Source organism: Paraburkholderia sp. CI3 (assembly GCF_050436505.1).
Lineage (GTDB): Bacteria > Pseudomonadota > Gammaproteobacteria > Burkholderiales > Burkholderiaceae > Paraburkholderia > Paraburkholderia tuberum.
Genome location: NZ_JBNDMI010000001.1, coordinates 210,683 through 229,787 on the forward strand (window position 1 = coordinate 210,683; position 19,105 = coordinate 229,787).

Sequence of the window (19,105 nt, forward strand, 5' to 3'; positions counted from 1 at the left end):
CGTACGAGCCTTTTTTTCGGGCTGCTTTTTGTTTTGGGGCGGCTCTTTGATTGGAGAGTGGCTTGAGTAGCTCAAATCAAAGAGCCCTTCAAGGTACTTAGGAAATATCATGATGCCCTTATGATCCGTTAGCCTAGCCCTCTTGGCTGTTTTGAAAATGCAGCGGGTACGGAATCTGTCGGCGCGATCAAATGTGAAGTGCAACACCTTGCTCGTGTAAGGTGCCAATGAAAAAAGCACTTGCCAACCACTGCAGCCAGCTTATCGGCCGTCTGCGCCACGGCCACAGCAAGCGTATGTCGCGCAAGCGGGGCACTGACCGGCGCGGCCGGATCCCGTGGCAACGCGGCACCTGTGAGAACACCAGCGGGCTGCTGCGTCAGTACTTGCCAAAAGGCACCGACCTCTCTGTCTACGCGCAGGACAACCTCGATGCCATCGCCGACAGCCTCAAAAGCCGGCCTCGTGCCACGCATGCATTTCATTCGCCATTCGAGTTGTTCGAACGTATGCTCGCAACCGCTTCGATAACTTCAGTTTCCGTTCATTAACCCGCGGTTACGCTTCACCTTTGAAACCGCCTTCTTTAAACATGCCGTGTATTTCCTGCATGGACTCGAAGTCGAGCATACGCTAAGCATCGCTCCGGTCGACATAAAACCGCGAAGCAACAATCAAACATGCGAATTGTGCGCTCTGCCTGCCTGAACAAGCAACGTAGCCGGTGGTCGGGTTGACACGCTCATCCGGCTGCCTCGCCGGTCTGCGGTTGAAGCTTGTGTCAAGGGCCACGCTCGCGACGGTAATGGCAGGAATGGCCAGCAGGTATCTCTTGTTCATGATCATCGCTATGCGCATTACAAAGACGCGTCGAATATGACAGTGACTTGAGACTTAAGCATGGGATCAGTCCGCAGCCGAAGATGGCAACTGTAGGGCGAACGTGTAGTGCCGTTCTGATCGGTCTGATGCCATTCCGGTAAACCTGCGTTACCAATCTCGCAAAGCAGTTGCACCTCCATGTCTGACGAGCCTCTACACTTCGCGCAGTATTCACTGTCATGCACTAAACGTGCGAGGAGAAGCGAATTGAACAAGAGAATCATTGGTGTGGCACTAGGTCTGGCGGTCCTCGCTGCTTCGGCTGCGGCATCGGCGCATGTCGATGTCACCGTCGGGGTTGGCATCCCCGCTTATGTGGCGCCGGCCCCTGTCGCCTATGCCCCACCGCCCGTAACCGTGGCCTACGGAGGCTACGACGGCCGACGCGCACGCGAATGGCGTGAACACGAATGGCGTCGCCACGAATGGCGCGAGCATGCGTGGCATGAGCACGAGTGGCGCGAGCATCACGGCTGGGGCGGCTAATCGATCTCCGTCTCGGGGGCTGCGCAGTGTCAAGCCGCGCACATGCAGTAGAGGCCACGGCGACGGTCCTCGGTACTTCGCGGCCGCCGCCAACATGCTTTCACCGTCGCTCCATTTGTCCTCAAATTGTGCCGAAAGCCGCTCAGCTCAACATCGTCCGCTGGAATGCGGCTCGATCCGCTTCGTTACTAATCGACTGCGCAAGATGCTCGTAATACGTCCTCAAATCAGTCGCAGCGACGGCCTTGCGTTTGGCGACGACATGCGCGATCGGTCCGAGATAGTGGGCCAATTGCATTGCCGCTGCCTGAACTTGTTCCTGTAAGACGGCGGTGCCCCCAGACCCTGTATTGTGTTCCACATCCCTCGTCGCGTCGCGCATTCCCAGTTCATTGGGATCGAGACAGTATGCAGTCTCTCTGAGCGCTTTCGCGAGCGCGGTTCTGAACTGTTCGCGGCCCGCACTGGACGGAATGCTGGAAACCAACAGTGCCTCAAGCTCGAGTAAATCCGTCACCTGTGCCGAGTGCCGTGCAACCAGCAGCCGCGCTACCGGCCCCACCTGAACAGCAAGTAGCGCTTCGACGACCGCAAGCACAGTCGGAGGCAGAGTGACAGGCTCGGACTCTATGGGCGCAGAGATGTCACTGACGCCGTCGAATGAGCTCTCATCGTGAGCATCCACCGATGCGGGCTCAGGTACATCCTCGTCGTCGTTCGAATGGCGCACCTCGATGCCATGCGCCCCAACTTCCCCCTCTACTTCTAACTCGCACGGATGTGGTAACGCATCGCTCGCCGGTTGCGCGTCTTCGCCCAGCCTCGCACCAGTATCTGAGACGCGCTCGTCAACGACCACCGAGCCAAGCGTTGGCGCACCGTCCTTGCCATCGGATGAGTTCATTGGCCCCTCATCTGCCACGCCAGCCTCGTTCTGCCGTCCACCGTCAATCGCATCGGTGCGAATGCATGGTTGCGAGCCGGTGAATCGCGGGGCATCTCCAACGACCTCGAAAGAGGAGAGCCGCAAGCCGCCGGCGTCCGTGGATAGCGCATCCGTCACGGTCCCGACGTCGTCGTTCGTGGTACCAATCAAAATCAAACCTTCCGAGTCATCTTCACCACTTGTGTCGTGGCCAAATCCGATCGCATCCGTCGACCAGATCTTCACGCCGCGACTTTGATACCTGAGCGCCATGGCGCTATTCGCAGGCAATGCTGAATCCGTGGATGCAGGCGGGACAGCCTCAAGCGTCCAGATTCTTACACCACGTGATCGATGCCTCATCAGTCGCTCGTTCATGTTTGTCTCCTCGATTCCCACGCCGATTCAATGGGAATCGATCATCTTGAACGCTTCAACGAGGCTCGTTTTCATCCGGCCGAACGACACGGCGAGCGAAGCAATCTCGTCGCTGCCACGGACGACGATATCCGGTCCGTCGAGCTTGCCCAGACTGATCTCGTCTGCAGCTCGCGACAGCGCGCGCACGCGGCGCGTGACGAGCAGATGAATCATGAGGTTCAGCGCCAGCAGCGAGCATCCGAATACCGCGGCAAGCGACAGCATCAACGCTCGCAGCAACTCGTGCGCACGTGCCAGAGGCACCGCCATCGGCACCGACACGAAGTCCGCGCCGATCACTTCGTGCAAATGCCAGTTAAACCCGTTGTTCGGGCCATACTTGTCGATCAGCGTCTTGGGTGCCCTGGATGGTGTGCTATGACATTCCATGCAGGCAACATCGTCGATTCGGTTCGGGTGCGCAATATAGAGGTTAGGACCATTTGGAGCGTCTCGCACTCCGACCAATTCGCTCAGCTCCGGCTTATCGTGCAGCCGATGAATCACCTCAGCCTCCCAGCCTGTTGGGCGATCACGCGGATTGGTCGGGTCCAGCATGGTCGAGCGGTATGAGTAGTACGGGAAATCCTTTTGCAGAGTCATCAACATCTCGACGGCAGAGTACGCGGGCACGGACTGCGGCACGAAGCTGTAAATCAGTTGCGTTTGCAATAAAGGTGTCGTCTGCGTCGCGGCGTAGTTCTGCGCAGCACTTGCTGAGGCCATTAATACGCGCGCATTTTGCGAAGTTTCCTCAAGGGCCGTATGTTGCAACATGTCACGCGCGAGCCAACCGGTAGCCAATGAACCGACCGTGAAGATCGCGATAAACGCGAGATTTAACCTGGCGCGCAACGACAGTTTCACGAGTTCTCCCATGAGGTTCGCCTCGAAGTCGATCGAGGCATTGATTTGCGCGGCGGGTAAAGCACAGGCCACCACTCAGGCAAGGTGAGCAAATTTCGTCCGATCGACGAGTGAAAAGGCTCTCTCTGCGCGAGCCCGCGAAAGCGGAACACAAAGGTGCGCCGTATCGGCAAACTGCTGGTTAGCCAATCCGCCAGATCCGCATAAGTGACCTGCTGCGCTTGAGACTGCACCGGTGTCAGCGCTGACGCGCGTAGCGGGAGCGGCGCCAGCGGATCGCGGAATGGCGTTGGCAACTGGTCGACGAATCCAGAAGCGGGGCGAGCCTGTTGTTCAGGCTGCTGGCCGACGATGCGTTGCAGGTAGAGATCCCCGCCCAATGCCATCGGCGCGGCAGGGGCTTCCGGAACGGACACGACGACGTTCCCGGTCTCAACGAACAACTCGGTCTCCGTGCTCGTTGCATGGATCACCGTTGACCCCCGCTGGATCGTGGTGTGCAAGGCCGGAGTATCGATCCCCAGAGCTTCCGCAGTGTCGGCGCCCTTGTAGGCGACCTTGAGCCATCCGGACAACAACGATAGCGATTCGTGCGCAGGCTGGTTGGCGGTGCGCGGCCGGGGAGTGATGGCAATATGCGTTTGCGGCCCCAGTGCCGCGAGCATCCCGCTATCGTCTGCGAGCCGAGCGGCGCCTGGATGTGCATCCGTAGCAAGCAAGTCACCGGGCAGCAAGACAACGGGTGCGTCGACTACGAACATCGATGTGCCGCGAATCAGCGTCACTGGTGCTTCAGGCGCAAGCGTCAAATGGCCGGCCTCGGTGCAGGCTGCCGCTGTCGCGCACACGCATAGGGTCATAGCCGCCAGCAGGAACTGGGCAGCACCCGGCTGCGCGCATTGCGACTGGTTCATTGCTACGGCCTCCCAATGCGAACGAAATCAAATGTGCAACGGTAGCAGTTAACCAGCCCTTTCCACTCCCGAACCTTCGGAATTCGATACGCTTATTCGCGCACCAGTTTGAAAAGCTGGTCATTTGGCGCAAAGCGAAACCGTGCCGATTTCTGCGAATGGCGACGTGCTTAGATCGGTTGGCTGTTCCATTGCTCACCGAACCCCTGTATCTCGAACTGGAGTCGCTACTGATCGGCTGGACGGTCCGGGAATGCTTCGCGCGACGCCCTGGATGCCATCGAACGCAAGTCTTGCGTGTGTCGGCGCAGTACCAATTGGCGTGGTGGACGCGATGCCTTCGGCTTTCCGCTTATTTAATCGCCGTGCCGATCACGATCGAGATGAATGAGGATCAGAATCGTCGAATTCATCTATCGTTCTGTAACTGAACGCATTTCACGCAAATCCGAATGTTTGAAAAACTGTTATCGCGGTACTTTTCGGGGTATTCCGGATCTTCTGATCGGCCCGAGTTCGCGGCTGTTCGGTCTCCCCAGGGCGGATCGAAGGATCGGTTCACCAACTCAGATCAATCTGGACGCCTACCCGTGTACTTGCACGGGACACTTGGTGAGTTGGACAGGATGCTCCCTCGAATCCCACCCAAGTCCCTGTCGCGCCGACGCCCCTTGCCTGCGTCCAATCCTTTTGACGGCCAGCGTTCTTCCAAACCAAACGGTTGGGCATCCTGGGAGTCAAGCAACGTTCAGGGCAGTCGCGCGGGCGAGACCCCTATGACGGCTGGTATGCATGGCCGCCTCAAAGGCAGTATCAGGTGTCTTTTTAGCAAGCAAGTGTTGGGCGATGTCGATGGCTTCATCGAATTCCTTGGCAAGGCTTCAACTGCGGATTTGGAAAGGAGCCTTGTTGACGGAGAAGGTCGCATGCGCAAGTTCAATTTAGGTATGAAGGGCCTGAGTCCACACGCGTTCGATGAGTTTGAGGGGACCTTGCCGGACGCCGTGCGCTGTGCTTCGGAGAAGATCGAAAAGAAAAAAAAACTGCTTACAGAGAAGCTCAACGTGCTCGCGTGTCGGCAATTGCGCCCGCCGCCGGGAGTGCCGTTCTTCAATGATGCGGAACTCAAAGCTATCAATGGCGAACTGTACGAGATCAGAAAAAATGCGGGGCTTATCAAGCAATGGTTCGACTCCGTCAAGAAGCGCTAGGGTCGGGCCATCGTCCGGACGTGTTATCCCGACGGCGATCGCTTCACTCGTAGCGGGGCGAAGGAGATCCGGTCTACCCTCCCGTCAGGGCAGCCGGACGTAAACGCTCCAGATCGCCCGTGCCGCTCGCCCGCCAATTTCCCGTGCGCGGCAATTTTCAAAGCGCCTCTGAATCATCTGCTAACAAGCTCGGGCCTGCTTCGTGCGCGATTGTTGAGAATGTCCAACGCCTGTTCCCCTAACATCAATTCGACTAACCGATTGATGAAGCGGCTGAACGTCGCGAGAGGAGTTGGGCATCATGTACTCACTGATCTACTTTACCGTTGTCTCAACATTGGCCGAGTGCGACGTGCCCGCTTCGTATTCGGAAAAAATCTTCAACGGCAAGCTTGCCGAGGCGTCGTTGTGCGCAGGGCGCGCAGCCGATGTCGGTGATTCGGCGCATGCGCCGACTTATGAGGACTTTCAGCGATATGCGGATCTTCAGTCGGTGCTGGGTTGTTACGAGGACGCTGAAGAGTTCTATCGAAAGGCGCACAAGACGATCCGCCAGGAGAAGTCCCGACTGCGAGTCATGTCGACTCGCAACGCGGCGTGGCAGGCCTTCTTTCAGACGCGCTTGAGCACCGCGCAGGTGTGCTTCCGGCGCGTACGCGAGGAGCCCGATGCAAGCCCGGCCACGAGGATCGAAGCGACGCTGGGTGAGACCTTTGTCATGCACGAACTCGGCTACCCGTCGCTGGCCAACGAATTGCTCGCGGAACTTGCCGATGCCGCCATGGCACACCCTGATGCACGCTGGATCACCGTGATTCATGCGGTTGCCAGGGATATAGCCGCGCAGAGCCAGTTGCGTTCGTCCGAGGCGCTGAGCGACCACGTCTATTGGCAGTCAGCCCTGCACGATCATGCCTTGCGCGACGGACGCGACGTTTTGGCCGAACTCGCGGCAGCGGCGGCGAGCCGGCAAGCGCCGTCGATCCCCGTCATCGCGATGCGCTCGGCCTATCTTGAGCATCTACGCTCGCTCGCGGGGGGGCGTGTCAGCGCCATGAGCGACATAAAGACGCATATCGGTTGGAGCCAGGCCAACGGCCTGCATGAATATCAGCGCGCGGTGCGATTGGAGGTCTCACTGTCGGCGGTGGTCGCGCAAGCCGCGCATGCCGCAGAAGCCACCCTCGAACCGTTGCGTGAGGCGCTGCGTGGCGCTGGCTCACGGCGCTGGCAACTCGAATACCTGTATTGCATGGCGAAGGCGTGCCGGCTGCAAGGCCGCAACGACGAGTCGCTCGACTACTTCGGACGCTATGCGTTGCGCGCGATGCAGACGCTGCGCGCGGAAACTCCGGGCATCGCACCTGTCGGCATGCCGCAAGGCAACCCCCACGCGCCGAGCGACGATGTGAGCGCGCGCTTGCCCGCTCGCTATCGGAGGGCCTATCGCTATCTGATGGATCACCTCGACCAGCGCGATCTGTCGGTGCGTGAGGTCGCCGCCGTGATCGGTGTGACCGAGCGCGCGTTGCAGGCCGCGTTCAAGACTCACCTGGGCGTATCACCGACGGAGGTGATACGCAAGCGCCGCATGGAGCGCATTCGCGGCGAATTACTGGCTGACCATGGCGGCCATACCAGCGTGATCGAAGCCGCCTCCAAGTGGGGTGTGACAAACCGCTCGACGCTGGTCAACGGCTATCGGCGGCAGTTTCATGAAGCACCGTCGGACACGCTTTTGCGCTGATACAACTCGGCACCGACACCGTTGTTTTCACTCAACCAACCTTTGACGGACAAGGGAAGCAATCCATGCATCAATCCAGCGTAATACACCGCCAATCGAACAAAAAGCGCCTTGCGACGAAGGCGACTCTGGTTTCGGCACTCGTGCTGAGCGCTTTCCTCGCGGCTTGCGGCGGCGGCAGCGGCAACAAGACGACCACCACGCAAACCACGCCGCCGCCTCCAGCGATCAACAAGGCGCTGTGGGTGGCCAACGGCACGAACGTGCTCGAATATATTCCGTCGCAGCTGACACCGGGCACGAGCGCGGCCGTTCCGCACCTGATCAACAACAGCGGTGTGTTCGGCGCGCCGCAGGGTGTCGCGTTCGATGCGGCCGGCGATCTGTGGGTGATCGACGGCGGCACCGTGGCAGCGGGCGGCACGGTCGCCCCGGGGCTGCACAAGTTCACGCCAACGCAACTTGCCGCGCTGGGCCAGACGAAGAACCCGGTGCCGAACGTGTCGATCGCGTCGTCCGCGTTCAAATTCCCGCAACAAGCCGTGTTCGATGCAGCCGGCAACCTGTGGGTGTCGGACAATGGTGCGAATGCGGTCTACATGTTCACGGCTGCGCAACTGAGCGCCACGTCGGGCAACGTGATGCCGTCGATCACGATCACCTCGACACCGGCCTTCAATGGCCCGTTGGGCATCGCATTCGACGCGGCAGGCAACCTGTGGGTGGCGAACAATGCAAGCACGACGATTTTCGAATTCAGCGCCGACAAGCTGCCGAAGTCCGCCGGTACGGTTGCGCTGACGCCAGACGTCACGCTTTCCGACGACGGCAAGGGATCGATCCAGGCTCCGTGGGCATTGACGTTCGACGCAGCGGGCAACCTCTGGTCCAGCAATGCAAATCCACCCAACACGGTGGTCGAATTCGCGAAGGCGAATCTGACGGCCTCCGGTATGCCGGCGCCGGCCGTCACGCTGAGCCCGACGCAAGTCAACGGCAACTCGACGCTGGTTGCGCCGAATGGCATCTGCTTCGACAATCTGGGCGATCTGGCAGCGGTCAGTTCGGCGGCGCCGTTCGGCATCCCGTTTTTCTCGAAAGGTCAACTGGGCGCGAGCGGAGCGACGGTGCCGAGCACCTTCATCGTCGGTCCCGCGACTACGCTGAATGCGCCCGCAGGCTGCAACTTCGGACCGGTTGTGAACTGATCTTCACGGGTTGACGCAGGTGCAAGACGAAACGTGGCGGTGTGATTCACACCGCCACGTTTTTGTTTGGCAACGTAGCATGATTTCGGCGGGATAGTGTCCGGGGCAGGGTAATGCCCTCGTGGGGTGGCGTTTCAGGCAGGGTAGTGCCTTGAGCGCGGTGATGCTTGCGGCGGGGGGGCGCCTTTTGCGCTGTAGTTTTTTTCCGGCAGGGTGAGGCCTGCAACCCGGTGGTGCGTTCAGGGGCCGAGTGTTTTCAGCCTGTCACTGCTTCTTCGCGGTGCGGGCTTGCGCTCAGGCGCACGCGCTGTGCATCGAACGCGAGCACGTTGCTCAGTGTCGGTGCCGGTGTCGGCGCAGGCTGCAAGTCCGGATTGATGACGGGCGAATCGGCGCAGGCGCGAACCGATGTGTTGGAGGCGGCGCGTACATCGTGTATTTCCAGCTTGTATCCGAGCGAATAGACCGTACGCAGTTGCACTGACGAGCCATCCGCCAAACTGAGCTTCTTGCGCATCTTGTAGATGTGCTGTTCGAGCGTCCGATTGGCAATCTCGGCGCTGCTGCCCCAGATGGCCGCGGCCAATTGCTTGCGGCTGAAGAATTCCCCCGGTTTGGAGAAGAACAACCAGGCGATCGCGAATTCGCGCGACGTGAGTCTGATCGATTCGCTGCCGCGCGTCACTTCGCCCGCGCGCTTGTCGAGGGCATAGCCGGCGAGTTCGAGACGTTCTGAACTGGTATCCAGACGGCTCGAACGGCGGATCGCAATGCGCGCCCGGACGGCAAGCTCGTGATGCTGGATCGGCAGCGACACCACGTCGTCCGCACCGATTTCAAACGCGCTGGAAATGCCGCGACGATCGGCAAAGCTGGCGGTCACAATCACCGGCACGCGATGGTGGGAATGGCAATCGCGCCAGAAGAACACCGGGTGGCCCGACAGGTCGGTTCCGTCGCCATCCAGGATCAATAGGTCAAAGCCATCACGCCGCAGCTCCCGGACCAGCTGCAAGTCATCGGTGAAGCGGTGGCAAACGAGACCATCGTGAACCAGGCTCTGTTCGACCGCGTGATATGTCCGCGCATTTCGCGTCAGTACTGCAATCTTCACAACACACTCCTTAGACTGTCTCTCCACGTTTGTCGGCGCCCGCAGTGCAGCGAAGAATTGCCTTGCGATCGACCGGACTAAATGTATCCAGTTGACAAAGCGGGGCGGGTAACAAAGTGTTTCTTCGCTCTACGCTGCATGGCCTCGCATCGAGTCCGCCGGTGCCGCCTGCATCAAGGCTTCATAGGACAAAAAAAGACTTACCTGTCATTTTTTTCGTTACGAGTTTGTCGGCCACGTGGCAGTCTGCCAGTGACCAGTCGTTGTTCAACAACGAAGCTGGGACAAGACGCCGCATAGTCTAAAAACTCACAGGATTGCGAAGATGATAATGAGGAATACGGATCGACGACTGCCTTGAGTTTTCGCTTGAGGATTGTTGAGGCAGTCCGGCGGAGTTGTTGATTGTTGCCTGCGCGGCGCTACGTACCATGTGTGAATCCCGCCGACATCGACCACGGCGAACTTTAAGGATTCTCACATGCAACCGATCAGGATTAAGAGGCTCGCGGCCGCGCTGTCCGCCGCTGTCATGATGTTCGCTGGCGCGAGCGCACACGCCGCGGAGGTTCACTGGAAGACTGCACGCTTTCAGTATGCGGCGGAAGGCAAGAACCTGAAGGACGTGCTGCGCGACTTTGCCGCAAGCCAGGGGATCGCGGCGGCGATTTCGCCCGAAGTGGACGGCACCGTCAGCGGCAAGTTCGACACTACGCCCCAGCGGTTCGCCAACGTGCTCGCGTCTTCGTTCGGCTTTGTCTGGTACTTCGACGGAGCCGTGCTGGAAGTCACGTCGGCCAATGAAGTCCGCAGTGTCGTCGTCAAGCTCCAGTACGCCAGCACGCAAGCGCTGCGTGACGCATTGAAACGCACCGGTATTGCGGACGATCGCTTCCCGATCACGTACGACGACCAGGAAGGCACCGCGCTCGTCGCCGGGCCGCCGCGTTACGTCGAGCTGGTCAACGAGATGGCGAAACGCATCGACCAGAACCAGAGCCGCCGCGCCGTCACCGAAGTTCGCGTGTTCCCGCTGCATGCAGCATGGGCCGCTGACCATGACACGTCGATCGACGGCAGGGACGTGACGATTCCGGGCGTCGCAACCGTGATGGCGAGCCTTTACGGCCATACCGCAAGCGGCGGCTCGTCGACGCATCCGGTACCGCGGATTGCGCGCGTGCGGGGTCTCGCGGACGTCGGCAGTCAGGTGATGCCTGCCGCACCGATGTACGTCGGCGGCGCGGGACTGATGCCGCCGCTGCCAGCCGGCTATGCCGGCGGCAACGTGACGCTCGGCAGCTTCTTCGGCGCGGGCGCAGGCGCAACCGGACTGCCGGGCAGTGCCGCTGGCCAGGTGCAGACCGCGCAGGCGGCGCAGCCGCAAACGACGCCGGTTGGCATGAGCGCGCCCGGTAGCTCGCCCGACATGAACGCGGACTACGACAACTTGCCGGTCATTGAGGCCGACCCGCGCACGAATTCGATTCTGGTCCGCGACCTGCCTGAGCGCATGGAATCGCATCAGGAGCTGATCTCGCATCTGGACATCAAACCGAAGCTGATCGAGATCGAAGCGCACATCATCGACATCAATGACAGCGCCCTCGCGCAACTCGGCATCGACTGGCGCGCGCATAACAGCCACGCCGACCTGCAGATCGGCAATGGGCAGTTTGGCCAGGCGAACTACGACGGCAATCTGCAGCCGACTTTCGGCCAGACTACCGCCGGTCCGAACAGCATTGCTGGTTTGCCGGCCACGCCGCTTGGCGGTTCGATCACAGCCGTGCTGGGCGACGCCGGCCGCTTCGTGCTCGCGCGCGTCAATGCGCTGCAGACCACCGACCAGGCGAGGATCGAGGCGAGCCCGAAGGTGACGACGCTCGACAATATCGAAGCGCTGATGAACCAGAAGCAGAGCTTCTTTGTCCGGGTACCTGGCACCTATCAGTCGGACCTGTACAACGTCTCCGCGGGCGTGACGCTGCGCGTGCTGCCGATGGTGGTCGAGAACGATAGTCAGATCAAGCTCGACGTGCATATCGAAGACGGGCAGATCAACCAGCAGATCACGGTCGACAACATCCCGACGATCACCAACAGCGAGATCAATACGCAGGCGTTCATCGGCGAGGGGCAGAGTCTGCTGATCGCGGGCTACAAGATCGATCAGAACGGCAATTCGCAATCGGGCGTGCCGGTCCTGTCGAAGATCCCGGTGCTCGGCAACCTGTTCAAGTATCACAGCACACAGGATTCGCATATGGAACGTCTGTTCCTGCTTACGCCGCGCGTTATTGAACCGGCGTAAGGATAAGCGACGGCGGCGCGCCGATTGATACCTCCTGGGCGACACATTGTTTCCGTGTCGCCCTATATCTTGCTCCTGCGCTCCGCTAAGCTCACGCAGGTGTCCGTACCGCGCAAGCACTTATCAGTGTGCGCAGACGTCCGAAATCAGCCCCATTTTCACGACACGCTTGTGCGTCTGTCCGCCATGAGCGGGCGGCGCTCTCAATCTCCGTGCCGCTTGAGGTGCGCCCGCTCCGTAGTCTGACCGTGTACGAAGGTCGCGTTGTCATGAAACGTCGAAATTTTCTTCTCAGCTCCAGCGCTCTGGTCGCCGGATCAGCCGTGCTGCAATCAGCAGGCTTCGCAGCCTCCAATCCACAGGCCCTGTCGCTTTCGCGACTGGAGCCGGACAAGCCGCTGGATGCGGCAACGCTCCATGCGCTGGTCGGCAAGACGCCGATTGCGCAGCCGCCGCTGCCTTATGGCGAAGCCGCGCTGGCTCCCACGCTATCGGAGCAGACGATGAAGTTCCACTACGAGCGCCATCACAGGCTTTACTGCGAGACGGTTGCGCTATTGCTGCGTCAAACGGGTCAGCAGTGGGAGACACTCGAAGAAGTTCTGCTTCACAACGCCGCGCCGGGTGGCCATTCCGACCTCGCTTTTTCCGCAATGCAGGCGTGGGCGCACAACTTTTATTGGCAGTCGATGCATCCCGGCGGCGATACGCTATCCGGGGAAATTCGCGATTTGATCAAGAAGCAATACGGGGGCGCGGACAGATTCGCCGTCAATATGGCCGCGAAATTCTCTGTGCCGGAGGGGGGCGGCTGGGGCTGGGTCACGGTCAAGGGCGGCAAGCTGGATATCGTCCGCTCGTCGAATACTGACTTCCCGTTCCTGCACGGTGCGGTGCCCTTGTTCTGTCTTGATCTTTGGGAGCACGCATACTATCTCGACTACGTCGAGAATCAACGTGCATACATTGATGCGGTCGTCCAGACGCGCTTGAACTGGTCCCATGCAAACCGGATTCTTGCCGCGCTGCATACGATCGACGCGTGATTTATTGCAGCAGGAGTAGGGTTCGTTATGAATATCGTGTTTTGGCTCGTGACCGCGAGCGCTTCCGGCGCGCTCGGCGCACTATGCGGCCTGCGGCTTCGTCCGGCCTCCAGAATCTGGGTATTGCTCGATTGGTGGTGGCTGCTGCCGGCAATCGCACTGATCGGCGCCCTCGCCGGCGGCCTGCAGCATATCCGCCGGCTTGAAGAGCAAACGTTTGCGATGTCGCAGATCGCCGAGGTGCAGCACACGTTGCATGCTGACGTGATGCGTATTCAGGAGGGCCAGTGCGGCGAAGCCGCCGTCCAGCGCAATGCTCCGGTTCTGCAGTTGTGCCGGGCGATCGAAACCGTAGCCCGTGAGGCATTGGTGCCCGGGATGCAAAGTGTCGAGGCGATTTCGCTCGCGGGTGAACTCGATGACTCGTGCCCGGACCGCTGCGACGCCGACACAGTCACACTGCGCGAAGATCTCAAGGGCTATGCGGCGACTGTCACTCGCGTAGCGCCGTTAGTACTGACCATCGGTCCCGACGACTTGGCCGAGGAGCGGGTGTTCGCAAACTGCCTGCTCGGTGCGGTATGTCTCTCCCTCGGGTTGCTGTGCGCCCGGCTTGCGGCGGTTTCGCGCCGCGTCTTCTCGCGACGATGCGACGAGAGCCAGGAAGCACCGGTGGACTCACGCAGCGCAGAGTCCACGGCAGACTCGAGTATCTTCTCGGCGAGAGCAGTCAAGCCGTAGCAGGCATGGCTGCCATACATGTGGCGGCTCACGTTCGCAAAGGCGCCGGGTTTGTTCGACCCGGCGCCATTCGCGAGTCGGCACTTAGGCGCGTGCCAGATTCGACGCAGCGAATTCCCAGTTTATAAGCTTGTCGAGCACCGCCGCCACATAGTCGGGGCGGCGATTCTGATATTGCAGGTAGTAAGCGTGCTCCCACACGTCGACCGTCAACAGAGGCTGCATGCCGTGCACGAACGGCACGTCCGCGTTGCTGGTCTTGACGACCTTCAGCGTTGCGCGGTCGACGACGAGCCACCCCCAGCCGCTGCCGAACTGCGAGGCCGAGGTGGTCACCAATGCCTTCTTCAGGTTGTCGAACGAACCGAAATCACGCTCGATCATGGCTTTGAACTGGCCTTGCGGAGCCTGAGGCGCGGGGGTCATGCTGCTCCAGTAGAAATTGTGATTCCACGCTTGCGCGGCATTGTTGAATAGCGCCTCTCGATCCGCGCGGCCAGCGCTCGCCAACACGAGTTCTTCCAGCGACATGTCGGCGAATGGCGTGTTGACGACTAACTTGGCGATGTTATCGAAGTACGCCTTGTGATGCTTGCCGTAGTGGAAGCCGATCGTTTTCGCGGAAATTATCGGCTCGAGCGCGCTTTCAGGATAGGGCAATGCCGGCAATGCCAGCGGCGAGCGCTGCAGAAATGCGGGCATTCGTGCGGCAGCTTGCGTGGCGGCCAAGACGCTGCTGGCGGGAAGCGCGGCGGCGGCAAGCCCGGCTGCGCCGAGCGCCGTGCGTTGCATGAAGCCGCGGCGGCCGGTTTGAATATCGGTGAGATCGTTGGACATAGCAGGTATAGATCACTTGGGATGGTTTATGCGGGCGCGATCCGATAAATGGACTTCGTCCGCCTAGGATGTCGAATGGATATTCTGACAGCGGATTTCTCGCGACTGCAGGCGATGCTGAGGATTGTTGAGCAAGCGTTGCAGTGTTTTCGCGTGGTTAGCCGTGCCTGCGCGGCGCGGCGTGTAGACACGACGCGCGTGTCTTTGTCGGGCTCGGCGGTGTTGTCGTTGCTGCGTCAGGGCGTGAGCGATGAAGGAGATCAACGTACGAGAATCTGAAGCGCGGAAAGCGTTCGTCTTGCGAGTTATCTGTTCGGTGTTAGGCTTTTAAAGCGATTGCGCGCAGGTAAGCCTGGTCGCTTTCTCCCCGGTCTTTCCTTATGACAACCCGCTCCATACAGCCCTTGCTGTTTCCGCAGCCCGTCACGCCAGAGATTCGAAACCGAACGATTTACCATCGTGTCGCTGGCTGGAGTAGCGAGAATGCACGCTCGATCGCTTCCATCGGATGTTGGTCTTCGTTCTCAGAGCGTGGTGGCTTTGAATCCCCAATGGTATGGCTATCTTCTGACTCGGTGAAACGCGGATTCTCCTTGAAGAACTGTTTCAGTGCGTGGAGAGCGCGTCACGTGCAGGTGAAGAAAACCGCGCGGTGTCGTACGTGTTCACCAGCGTCGCCAATCTGCCTAGTTCTCTAACAAAGGAGTGCAAGGGTTGTCCCCTCTCCGACGCGGCTTGCAGACCAGGGACGTCATTTGCCTCGATCATCATTTCGATGTGTTCCAGGTGTCCTGGCTTCATGGCGTGCATGCTGCGGATGGCGTCTCGGATCGAGCGCGCGTCCGGGGCTGGACCGCTCCAATACGGAGACGATTTCTTGCAGATTTGTTGCCGCTGTATCGAGGATTTTATTGAACTTTTTGAACTCTGCGACAGAGTATTTCTTTTCTTCATGCCGCCCGATTGCCGTCGACGGATTGCCGAGCTGGATCAGACGCTTGTACAACTCCGCGTCTTCATCCGTCTTGTTATCCGTCCGGGACTTGTCGTGCATCTGTTTAAGCTTGTCTAGCGGTCCTGCAAGTTCTGGATGCAAGTCGACAATGCCGCAATACCCACTGGAACCGAGAATCTTCGTTCCGATCGACAATGCCGTCGTCACACTTCTGAACGGCCATCTGGGCGCGCGCGTGCCTTGCTCCAACAAGCGCAGAAAGGTGCCGTCATTCTTGTTCTCGGAACTCGCCAACGCGTTAAATAATTCATCTTTGCTTGGGAGATCTTTTAGAAAACCTAGTGCGGCGGCATTCATAAACATCTTCGCCGTCGAATGGTGGCTCTGGTTCGTCCCGGTTGGCGGTGCTTTCAGTTTGGGCGGACGTAGCGGCGACGGGTTCTCCGTCGCCAGGTTTTTCTTGAGCGTTGGTGGGGAGGGCGGCCTCTTCACCTCCGGCTTCGCTGCGGGTGGTCTGTACTCGTATGTAGACAGGCGGAACTTGCTGCGATCCGGACTCGGCTTGAACTCGCTGCTATCCGGACCCGGCTTGAACACGCTCCTATCCGGACTCGGCTTCTTGCCAGTGCGCCGCTCTCGCGCGGCCCAGCCTGCCTTTGCCCACTCGGGCTCAGGACGCGGAGGCTTTTTTCCCCACGACGCATAGCGGCACGCGAATGACAGTTTCTAGTGTTGACCTCCGTTTATCGCTCCTCGGCGGCGGGCAATCGACCGGGAGTGGCTTGGCGCGAGTTGAAGCGCCGGGCGTTCGTTTCTGCGAAGGTTCTCTGAACTCCTGCGCGTCCGCTCGGTTCTGAATTTTGTTGCCAATTGTGTTGCCCACGTCTGCTGCCTTTGATTCCGTTAGCTTGGATACGTATTTCCAACAATACGTATCCTTTGCCGGACTGGGGTGTAACGGCGTGTATCTTGCGTGAGGGTTTCCCACGAAACAGCCAGCTGCTTCGCGCAACCAACCGGATTTTCGTATCGATACGCGACGGTGCCAGCTCGTTGTCATGTCACCGCAACGTCGCTTTCGTTGTTTCCGCGCTTCCTGAGAGCCGCTCGCGAACGGCGCTAGCCGGCTGTGCGTCGCTGCCGCTAATTACCCCTTGCCGGGCAACGCTCGAAGCCTCGCCTTATTCCCTGCGAAACCGCGCCACGTGGCGGCGAGCAAACTCGGCGAATCGGGTAGGCGTGACGTCGAAGGCGCGGTGCGCATCCAGCAATATGCGCGACTCCACACCGCGGCGTCGCTCCGCGGAGACCTCGTTAGCACGATATGTCCCTCCAATCGATATGGGGCATGCCACGAGGGGGGCTCTGTTTCGATGCTAGCACGTGGCCGGCTGAGAACGATGTGGTGCGGCCCAAGCGAGACTCGATTTCCGCAGCGGCGCCGAATGAACTCAGAGGGATGCCGAATACGTGAGCAATGAAGAACCGCTTTTATTGTTGTTTGTCGCGCGTCCTGCAGCGCCAGTGGCCACGATAACAAGGCTTAAAGCACGTCGGCGGTTTGCATATCCGGATCGCTCTTTTTTAGATCGCGCAGGTAGTGCGCAGTGGGCTCTATCAGCGCGGACACATCTAATCGAAGCTCAAAAAGAACAAGTCTTTAACACGCACACACGTAAGCAGATACGAAGCGGATACAGCGCGTTACAGGCAGCGAGAGAGCTTTACAAACAGGCCGGTTGACTTACAAACATCCGCTCGAAATATGCCTGACGCTCGGGTTTAATACGTCATCCCATCAGTGTACAGATGGTTAACTTTCGGAGAGCAAAGATGTTTAAGAAGACGTTGATTGTTTCGGCAGTTCTCGCATTTTCCAGCATGTCGGCTTTTGCGGGCCACATGGGTGGCGGCATGAGTCATATGGGGAGCAGCATGGGCCATATGGAGTCCACGGGCGGCATGAGCGGCATGGGCAGCAGCGAACACATGGGCGGCATGGGCAGCAGCGAGCACATGGGCAGCATGAGCAGCGGCGAGCACATCAGTAATAACAACGGTTATTCGGCCGGCATGCGCGCACCGGCATCGCTCAATCACGATTTCACGACGCACCTGAGCGGGACGGGCCGGGGAACTGGAATGACGCACGAACACCAGGCGATGCACGATAACGATCGTCACGGCGCTCATGACTCGATGACGAAGGCCTCGTATGACCACTCGAATTCGTCGTCGAAGAATACGCGTGTCAACCAGGATCGCGACGACATAAAGCACACTTCGTACCGCGACTCGTCGGGCACCCGCTCCACCACGATGTCAGGCTCGACGCAGGCCGGCCTGACGCCGCCGAACCCGAACGCGACGCACGGCATCCGGGGCCCGGTGACGACGGCGCCGGCGATGGCACAGAGCGGCCTGACGCCGCCGAACCCGCAGGCAATGCACGGCATCCGCGGCCCGGTGACGACGGCGCCGGCGATGGCACAGAGCGGTCTGACGCCGCCGAACCCGCAGGCAATGCACGGCATCCGCGGTCCGGTGACGACGGGGCCGCTGGTGACGCCGCCGGCCACGCCGGCAACGACCCAGCCGATCCAGGCGCAACGCTCGCCGGTGCATCTTTCGTAAGGGCAACGCCGGCTCAAATAACAACGATGCCGGGTCTGTCCGGCACATGGGCGGTGGTCGCGGGATGCGATCGCCGCTCGTTTGAAGGCGAATCGTGAGACGTTCGTCGTGTCGAGGATAAGATGAAGCAAAGGATCATGATGGCCGTGGCGCTCGCGCTTTGCAGCGTGTCGGCCTTCGCGGCTCATGAGCGAGACCATACGTCCGGCTTGGCGTTGCAGGGCGGTCGCGCAATGAGTGTGCGCGAGGCAGTGACGGCGGCGCACAACTTCGCCACGGAAGGCCACGCCGGCGTGCGCGCCGCGCCGGGCGACGGGGCTGCACGGGACGGCCTGTCACTTGGTACGCCGGCGCGCCAGAGCGTCAGCATCGGCGGCCTGGTCCGACTGTTCAACTGAGGCCTACCGCTTGTCACCGCTCAAAAGCAATCCGGGCATGGAGTCTTCCATGCCCGGACATTCAGGCTGATATCTATTCGGGTCACTTCCTTCCCGGGCCCACTTTCCTGTTAAGCACCTGAGGCCGCGCTGTCAACTTATGCATCCACCCCGCTGGTCGTCCCACAAACACCTCCTCGATCAAAGGTGTTGCGACGACCGGTTGAATCCGCCCAAGGTCCAACGGTCATCCGCGCCTTCGCGACGGCCGGCAAGTCCTCGGCGAGGCCGCGTGAAAACGCGCGCCACTATCGCTTAGCAGGAAGGTCCGCCTATCAGAATGCGCTGTATTGGTTTCGTGATGCGTCGGGTGGGGTAAAGCGACACCCCAAAGAGCTGAAATATCTCGAGTTCTCCCACGGCCTCC

The 19,105-nt window shown here is 60.0% G+C and carries 15 protein-coding genes and 1 pseudogene; 10 read left to right on the forward strand and 6 right to left on the reverse strand.

The window, feature by feature from the left end; genetic code table 11:
• Positions 1-335 precede the first annotated feature (335 nt).
• Together OKW29_RS00985 and OKW29_RS00990 are read left to right on the forward strand one after the other, a co-directional pair.
• Positions 336-551, forward strand: a pseudogene (locus tag OKW29_RS00985) (transposase); the annotation flags it as partial.
• 538 nt (positions 552-1,089) lie between these two features.
• Entirely contained in the window at positions 1,090-1,368 is a 279-nt protein-coding gene (locus tag OKW29_RS00990) for a hypothetical protein (RefSeq protein ID WP_429289623.1), read from the forward strand.
• 142 nt (positions 1,369-1,510) lie between these two features.
• Here the strand turns inward: OKW29_RS00990 and OKW29_RS00995 are convergent, their stop codons facing one another.
• The 3 genes from OKW29_RS00995 to OKW29_RS01005 are packed head-to-tail and all read right to left on the reverse strand — an operon-like array spanning position 1,511 to position 4,494.
• Positions 1,511-2,671, reverse strand: a complete 1,161-nt coding sequence (locus OKW29_RS00995; protein WP_429289624.1) for a hypothetical protein — start codon at positions 2,669-2,671, stop codon at positions 1,511-1,513.
• Between the two features lie 27 nt (positions 2,672-2,698).
• Positions 2,699-3,592, reverse strand: a complete 894-nt coding sequence (locus OKW29_RS01000; RefSeq protein WP_429289625.1) for a c-type heme family protein — start codon at positions 3,590-3,592, stop codon at positions 2,699-2,701.
• Positions 3,577-4,494 (reverse strand): hypothetical protein, encoded by a 918-nt coding sequence (locus OKW29_RS01005; protein ID WP_429289626.1) that lies wholly within the window; start codon positions 4,492-4,494, stop codon positions 3,577-3,579. The genes OKW29_RS01000 and OKW29_RS01005 overlap by 16 nt, the downstream gene beginning before the upstream one ends.
• 776 nt (positions 4,495-5,270) lie before the next feature.
• On the opposite strand from OKW29_RS01005, the gene OKW29_RS01010 reads away from it, so the two are divergent.
• The 3 genes from OKW29_RS01010 to OKW29_RS01020 all read left to right on the forward strand — a co-directional run bounded on the left by OKW29_RS01010 (position 5,271) and on the right by OKW29_RS01020 (position 8,660).
• Positions 5,271-5,705, forward strand: coding sequence for a hypothetical protein (locus OKW29_RS01010; protein WP_429289627.1), 435 nt, complete (start codon positions 5,271-5,273; stop codon positions 5,703-5,705).
• Between the two features lie 301 nt (positions 5,706-6,006).
• Complete coding sequence (locus OKW29_RS01015; RefSeq protein ID WP_429289628.1) at positions 6,007-7,452, forward strand: helix-turn-helix transcriptional regulator; 1,446 nt, start codon at positions 6,007-6,009, stop codon at positions 7,450-7,452.
• A 65-nt stretch (positions 7,453-7,517) separates the two neighbouring features.
• Positions 7,518-8,660 (forward strand): hypothetical protein, encoded by a 1,143-nt coding sequence (locus OKW29_RS01020; RefSeq protein ID WP_429289629.1) that lies wholly within the window; start codon positions 7,518-7,520, stop codon positions 8,658-8,660.
• A 256-nt stretch (positions 8,661-8,916) separates the two neighbouring features.
• Here the strand turns inward: OKW29_RS01020 and OKW29_RS01025 are convergent, their stop codons facing one another.
• The gene (locus OKW29_RS01025) at positions 8,917-9,774 is read right to left on the reverse strand and encodes a winged helix-turn-helix domain-containing protein (RefSeq protein WP_429289630.1); all 858 of its coding nucleotides are present in this window, start codon (positions 9,772-9,774) and stop codon (positions 8,917-8,919) included.
• 481 nt (positions 9,775-10,255) lie between these two features.
• On the opposite strand from OKW29_RS01025, the gene sctC reads away from it, so the two are divergent.
• The 3 genes from sctC to OKW29_RS01040 all read left to right on the forward strand — a co-directional run bounded on the left by sctC (position 10,256) and on the right by OKW29_RS01040 (position 13,875).
• Entirely contained in the window at positions 10,256-12,088 is a 1,833-nt protein-coding gene (gene sctC, locus OKW29_RS01030; protein ID WP_429289631.1) for a type III secretion system outer membrane ring subunit SctC, read from the forward strand.
• Between the two features lie 269 nt (positions 12,089-12,357).
• The gene (locus OKW29_RS01035; protein ID WP_429289632.1) at positions 12,358-13,134 is read left to right on the forward strand and encodes a superoxide dismutase; all 777 of its coding nucleotides are present in this window, start codon (positions 12,358-12,360) and stop codon (positions 13,132-13,134) included.
• Between the two features lie 27 nt (positions 13,135-13,161).
• Entirely contained in the window at positions 13,162-13,875 is a 714-nt protein-coding gene (locus OKW29_RS01040) for a hypothetical protein (RefSeq protein ID WP_429289633.1), read from the forward strand.
• A gap of 84 nt (positions 13,876-13,959) precedes the next feature.
• On the opposite strand, the gene OKW29_RS01045 is transcribed toward OKW29_RS01040, so the two are convergent.
• Positions 13,960-14,577, reverse strand: a complete 618-nt coding sequence (locus OKW29_RS01045) for a superoxide dismutase (RefSeq protein ID WP_429289900.1) — start codon at positions 14,575-14,577, stop codon at positions 13,960-13,962.
• Between the two features lie 886 nt (positions 14,578-15,463).
• Positions 15,464-16,264 carry a hypothetical protein gene (locus tag OKW29_RS01050; RefSeq protein WP_429289634.1) on the reverse strand — a complete coding sequence of 267 codons (801 nt, stop codon included), beginning with the start codon at positions 16,262-16,264 and terminating at the stop codon, positions 15,464-15,466.
• A gap of 1,236 nt (positions 16,265-17,500) precedes the next feature.
• On the opposite strand from OKW29_RS01050, the gene OKW29_RS01055 reads away from it, so the two are divergent.
• Positions 17,501-18,301, forward strand: coding sequence for a hypothetical protein (locus OKW29_RS01055; RefSeq protein ID WP_429289635.1), 801 nt, complete (start codon positions 17,501-17,503; stop codon positions 18,299-18,301).
• A 122-nt stretch (positions 18,302-18,423) separates the two neighbouring features.
• Positions 18,424-18,699 (forward strand): hypothetical protein, encoded by a 276-nt coding sequence (locus OKW29_RS01060; RefSeq protein ID WP_429289636.1) that lies wholly within the window; start codon positions 18,424-18,426, stop codon positions 18,697-18,699.
• Positions 18,700-19,105: the final 406 nt, after the last annotated feature.

Excerpts from the sequence above, each read along its gene's own strand:
- OKW29_RS00995 (WP_429289624.1), bottom strand. The coding sequence starts at position 2,671 with ATGAACGAGCGACTGATGAGGCATCGATCACGTGGTGTAAGAATCTGG.
- OKW29_RS01000 (WP_429289625.1), bottom strand. The coding sequence starts at position 3,592 with ATGGGAGAACTCGTGAAACTGTCGTTGCGCGCCAGGTTAAATCTCGCG.
- OKW29_RS01005 (WP_429289626.1), bottom strand. The coding sequence starts at position 4,494 with ATGAACCAGTCGCAATGCGCGCAGCCGGGTGCTGCCCAGTTCCTGCTG.
- OKW29_RS01010 (WP_429289627.1), top strand. The coding sequence starts at position 5,271 with ATGACGGCTGGTATGCATGGCCGCCTCAAAGGCAGTATCAGGTGTCTT.
- OKW29_RS01015 (WP_429289628.1), top strand. The coding sequence starts at position 6,007 with ATGTACTCACTGATCTACTTTACCGTTGTCTCAACATTGGCCGAGTGC.
- OKW29_RS01020 (WP_429289629.1), top strand. The coding sequence starts at position 7,518 with ATGCATCAATCCAGCGTAATACACCGCCAATCGAACAAAAAGCGCCTT.
- sctC (WP_429289631.1), top strand. The coding sequence starts at position 10,256 with ATGCAACCGATCAGGATTAAGAGGCTCGCGGCCGCGCTGTCCGCCGCT.
- OKW29_RS01035 (WP_429289632.1), top strand. The coding sequence starts at position 12,358 with ATGAAACGTCGAAATTTTCTTCTCAGCTCCAGCGCTCTGGTCGCCGGA.
- OKW29_RS01040 (WP_429289633.1), top strand. The coding sequence starts at position 13,162 with ATGAATATCGTGTTTTGGCTCGTGACCGCGAGCGCTTCCGGCGCGCTC.
- OKW29_RS01045 (WP_429289900.1), bottom strand. The coding sequence starts at position 14,577 with ATGCCCGCATTTCTGCAGCGCTCGCCGCTGGCATTGCCGGCATTGCCC.
- OKW29_RS01055 (WP_429289635.1), top strand. The coding sequence starts at position 17,501 with ATGTTTAAGAAGACGTTGATTGTTTCGGCAGTTCTCGCATTTTCCAGC.
- OKW29_RS01060 (WP_429289636.1), top strand. The coding sequence starts at position 18,424 with ATGAAGCAAAGGATCATGATGGCCGTGGCGCTCGCGCTTTGCAGCGTG.